Source organism: Chromohalobacter sp. 296-RDG (genome assembly GCF_029889885.1).
Taxonomy (GTDB): Bacteria; Pseudomonadota; Gammaproteobacteria; order Pseudomonadales; family Halomonadaceae; genus Chromohalobacter.
The window spans coordinates 1-839 of sequence record NZ_JARANY010000279.1; the positions used below are offsets into that span (position 1 = coordinate 1).

General features: G+C 63.4%; 2 protein-coding genes. One reads left to right on the plus strand and one right to left on the minus strand.

What is annotated here, in order from left to right:
- The coding region (arfB, locus tag OP495_RS18520) for an alternative ribosome rescue aminoacyl-tRNA hydrolase ArfB (protein ID WP_280571245.1) at window positions 1–319 on the plus strand (319 nt) is incomplete at its 5' end.
- Window positions 320–343: 24 nt separating this feature from the next.
- Here the strand turns inward: arfB and OP495_RS18525 are convergent.
- A partial coding sequence (locus OP495_RS18525) for a gamma-glutamylcyclotransferase (RefSeq protein ID WP_280571247.1) occupies window positions 344–839 on the minus strand: 496 nt, incomplete at its 5' end.

Below are 839 nucleotides of genomic sequence, written 5' to 3' on the forward strand. Positions count from 1 at the left end.
GGTCGCCTCGGCGGTGCATCTACGTTTCGATATTCCCCGCTCGTCATTGCCGCCGTTCTACAAGGAACGTCTGATGGCGCTGTCCGATCAGCGTATTAGCAAGGACGGTGTAATCATCCTCAAGGCTCAGCGTTATCGCACGCTGGAAGCCAATAAGGAAGAAGCGCTGGCGCGTCTCAAAGCGTTGATTCAGGACGCGGTGAAGCAACACAAGGTGCGCCGCCCCACTCAGCCTTCCAAGGGCGCAAAGCGCCGCCGTGTCGACAAGAAAACCCGCAAAGGCAAGACCAAAGCCTTGCGCGGCAAAGTAGAGACGTAGTCCCCCGTCAGCCGGCGTGTCGTTTTACGCTGGCTGAGTGGGCAGTGCGAGCAGTTCACGCTCCAGGGCGAAGATGTGTGGGTCGTCGTGGCCCATTTCGCGCAGCGCTTGGGCCAGGTTGAGCAGGTAATCGCGATTGGGGCCGCTAGGGCCGTGGGACTCGGCGATCTGCTTGGCGATGGTGGTATCGGGCGCCGGACCCAGGAAGGCGGCGTTGTCCTCGCTGGCGAGGTAGACCAGGCCCTCGACGTTGTCCTCGCCCTCGACATCATCGAAGTGCAGCGGCGTGACCACGCGCAGGTAGCCATTTTTCTCGCGCACATCCAGTGGGCCGAGCACGTCCTGAGTGATGCGGTAGGCCATGCCGTGGCAGACCGCACCGGGGCGCTCGGTCAGCGTGGCGACGCGTCCCGGCGCCTGTGGCGTGCCGCGGTGGTCATGCGAGCCCTGCCAGAAACGCCGTTCCCAGCCGGTGATATGCGCAGGCCGGCTCTCCAGAAACGGGAAATCCGCCTTCCAG